Below are 3,289 nucleotides of genomic sequence, written 5' to 3'. Positions count from 1 at the left end.
TGCTGGCGAAACTCCGGGGTATATTGATTACGGGATGTCTTCTTCACAGATTTTGCTTGCGTCATGGTTCACCTTGTTAACGATTTTACTCGCTTAACAGCGTGTCCACTATTCGTGGGTAGGATCATCATGAGTCAGCCCCCCCAAGCATTACGACACCTGAAGGTCAGCTATGTCAGCCGCTGCCACGCCGACCGCAATGATATGACGCGCTATTACAGCCGCCGCCCCAGCCTGCACCTTAAGCGCCACTGGCTGGAAGGAGGCAGGATTTGGGACTGATACCCCGGTGATTGTCACCGTTGAGCACGGCCAGTTGCTGATCCGCATTGTGGCTGAATGACAGACAAAAAAATCCCGGCCTGTTTTAGGGGCGAGATTTGGTCTTTATTGCAATAACCTGAGTAGTTCATTGATTAGTTCGGAAGCATCATGTTTATAGTCTGATTCCCAGCGAGTTTGCCAGTCCATAGAACGTCCTTCATTTTCCCATTCGGATAAGGCAAGTGCGTTAACGATTTCCAGCTCAAACCATATCTGCCGGTAATCTTCCCTGCTTTGTCCATCCTCAAAAAGCTCACTCAACTGAGGCAGATCTTCCGCATAACTGACGAACTTTGCAAAGCTAACAACGTCATTTAGCGAGCTAAACGCATATTCACAGATAGCATTCTTTTTATTTGTCGCCATATTTAACCGTTACCACTCTTCCAGATTCATTCGTTACCACAGACACTTTACTTTCAGGATCAAAATGTACTGTTGTTCCACCTCGGCTGGATGTCGATTTCCCATTCTTAATCGTATTTTCGACAACAGAAGGGGTTATTCCTCGATCCTGCATTCTGTCTAAGGCATGTCCTGAATATTCCCGATTACTTATTGTACCTGGTTGATTTCTGACAGGTTGATTGGCCAGTTCGTTAGCCAGAGCCTGCAACTGTTTTTCGCCCATAAAGTAACCTGCTTTTGATGTTGTATTGAACATATCAAAATCAGGCAATTACACAAATTTATGTACAGGATCCTATAACGATTTTATCGTGACACGGAATTCTGAGCGCTCTCCTTTTGAAGCTTAGAAGCAGCAACCCCGGCCACTTGAACTAGCCGGGGTTGAATGACTACTCTTTCGATGGAGGTTGCTTTTCTTTACGTGCTTTCATGCTAGACAGGACCCAAGCACCTACACCAAGTGGAATCCCTCCAGATAACCCTACTTTTAAAGAGTAGATTACATCCGTTAAGTCAAAACTAAGTCCTCCGTACTTGTAATAAACAAGTACAGCAACTGCTAACCTTATTAATAAAGTAGTTACGAACAGTGAAGTAATCGTAGCTGCGACAAGTATAAATAGGAGGTATATGCCAACGGTTGTAGGCCTCATTTCTTACCCCCGTCGTTAGTTAATTTATCTTGAACAGCACTACCAGCAACTTCTGAACTAACGGCACCAGAACCAGCACCGATGATTTCAGCAACAGAATCAGATACTACGGGCTTCACTTTATCCGTGACAACTTTACCGGTTCCCGCACCTATGGCAGTACCTACTGCAGCTCCTGCCATTGCACTAGCAGGATCTTCACCCTTGATTGTGCTGCCAACATAAGCCCCGCCAATGCTAAGTCCCTCTGTCACAGCAAAACCTTTCCCCTGCGTCAACGCCCCGGTTCCTATCGCGATCAGTGCATCAGTATAGCTAAAGGGTTTATCGCCATTCACCGTGAGCTGTGTACTGATATTCGCCGCTCCACCAATAGCCCCGCCGGTTGCTGCCGCACCAGCCCCCACCGCTGACCCCGTCCCCATTGTGGCAGCAGTGCTCATTAACAGCGCCCATTTCTTCACCAGTTCTGTCGCTGGTTGCGGTGCGCCTGTGCCAACTCCCTTCGTCAAGTCACTTTGTGCCTGTGCTATCTCTGCCGCTGTCGCGCCATTTTTCGCCATAAACTGCCCCAACGAAGAAGCAGCCTGACCGGCATTCATCATCCCACTAGGCAGACTCAGATAGTTATTCTCAACAGCAAGGATTATTTAAGATTCTTTCTACATTTTAGGTAATATGAAAACCATATTCCTGCACCTATCCATCCACCACCCAATACACCGATCTTGCTATAGTGTATAACCTGTTGAAAAGTTATTGGATGTGATAAAACGAGCCATATCGTGATTACCACACCAACAGCACATACAACTGCATAAGTGATGATTAAAAACAAAAGGAATAAGAGGGGGTGTTTCACTTATTACCTCCTTGAACTTCCTTTTGAGCAGCGTTACTAGCAGCCTCTGACATTAAAGAACCAACACTACCGCCAGACATCCCAGGAATTGGGCTCATTGCCCCACCTTTCAATAAATAACCAGGACCAAAGGAATTCTCGGTATATTTTAAAGCATTCTTGCTGGCTTCCATTCCAAAGTAGTTTTTAATGTACTGAGTTTCTAATTTATTGGTAATGGCAGAACCGATACCATAACCTACTCCAGTACCTACCATGCTACCCATTACAGCCGCTTGACTATCTTGTCCTGTGATTTGGTTAGTCGCATAAGCACTACCCGCACCAATAAGTTGGTTTGAATAATAAGACTTACCAGTGGTTGCCGCACCAGTTAGCCCAGAAAATCCAAAGCTTACATAATCAAATTTATCTCCGGTATTTCCACTAGAGATTTGTACCAGACCATTCGCGCCATAACTTAAAGCTCCACCAACTAATTTATCACTCATCGTTGTTGACGATGTAAATAACGATCTCCCCCCCGCAACCAATCCCCAGAAATTTTCGGGCTCACCAATAAACGCCAAAGCTCGATCACCATTAGTGGTATTACTATTAATATAATTCAGGTCATAACGGTTATTGGCTGCAACATAATCCCTTACATCCCGGTTATCCAACGAACCGTATAGCCAATCAGGCCTGTCAGCAGCAGACAACCCGCCTTCAACATTCCATTTAGTTTCACCACTCAGAACAACCAGTGGATCTTTCGCCAGCGCCTGTTGCAACTCTTCACGATTTTCCCTATTTAACGAGTCGTATTTACGAATAACCGCATCACAGTCGTCACCGGAAGCTTTGCAAGCCGTCATTTCCTTGTCAAAAGCGCGGGCTTCATCAAAGCTCAAATAGTTATTCTCAACGGCAGTCTTCCCGGCCTGTGCTGCCGTTAACGTATCCGCGTTACTTTCTCCAATCAACCCTCCTGCCAGCCCTGCCGCCAGTGTGCCCAACATGCTGATTGTCTGCTTCTCGCTTTCGCTCAGTTCGCTGG

At 46.0% G+C, this 3,289-nt stretch carries 5 protein-coding genes; 1 reads left to right on the top strand and 4 read right to left on the bottom strand.

Going from position 1 to position 3,289, the window contains the following annotated elements:
• The first annotated feature begins 214 nt into the window (after positions 1 to 214).
• Positions 215 to 343 carry a SymE family type I addiction module toxin gene (locus tag AC559G_RS18225; RefSeq protein ID WP_498913705.1) on the top strand — a complete coding sequence of 43 codons (129 nt, stop codon included), beginning with the start codon at positions 215 to 217 and terminating at the stop codon, positions 341 to 343.
• A gap of 44 nt (positions 344 to 387) precedes the next feature.
• Here the strand turns inward: AC559G_RS18225 and AC559G_RS18220 are convergent, their stop codons facing one another.
• From AC559G_RS18220 to AC559G_RS18205, 4 genes are all read right to left on the bottom strand, one after another.
• On the bottom strand, positions 388 to 690 hold the full coding sequence (locus tag AC559G_RS18220) for a hypothetical protein (RefSeq protein ID WP_498913703.1): 303 nt from the start codon (positions 688 to 690) through the stop codon (positions 388 to 390).
• The gene (locus AC559G_RS18215; RefSeq protein WP_498913701.1) at positions 677 to 988 is read right to left on the bottom strand and encodes a DUF4258 domain-containing protein; all 312 of its coding nucleotides are present in this window, start codon (positions 986 to 988) and stop codon (positions 677 to 679) included. The genes AC559G_RS18220 and AC559G_RS18215 overlap by 14 nt, the downstream gene beginning before the upstream one ends.
• Before the next feature lie 396 nt (positions 989 to 1,384).
• Complete coding sequence (locus tag AC559G_RS18210) at positions 1,385 to 1,951, bottom strand: hypothetical protein (protein WP_498913699.1); 567 nt, start codon at positions 1,949 to 1,951, stop codon at positions 1,385 to 1,387.
• 295 nt (positions 1,952 to 2,246) lie between these two features.
• A partial coding sequence (locus tag AC559G_RS18205) for a VENN motif pre-toxin domain-containing protein (RefSeq protein WP_498913697.1) occupies positions 2,247 to 3,289 on the bottom strand: 1,043 nt, incomplete at its 5' end.

Source organism: Gibbsiella greigii (genome assembly GCF_039540155.1).
GTDB classification, from domain to species: domain Bacteria; phylum Pseudomonadota; class Gammaproteobacteria; order Enterobacterales; family Enterobacteriaceae; genus Gibbsiella; species Gibbsiella quercinecans.
The sequence above is the reverse complement of the archived record's forward strand: the minus strand, read 5'-3'. Positions and strand labels throughout refer to the sequence as shown.

Bases quoted from the DNA above. Each gene is read 5' to 3' on its own strand.
- AC559G_RS18220 (WP_498913703.1), bottom strand. From the start codon at position 690: ATGGCGACAAATAAAAAGAATGCTATCTGTGAATATGCGTTTAGCTCG.
- AC559G_RS18215 (WP_498913701.1), bottom strand. From the start codon at position 988: ATGTTCAATACAACATCAAAAGCAGGTTACTTTATGGGCGAAAAACAG.
- AC559G_RS18210 (WP_498913699.1), bottom strand. From the start codon at position 1,951: ATGGCGAAAAATGGCGCGACAGCGGCAGAGATAGCACAGGCACAAAGT.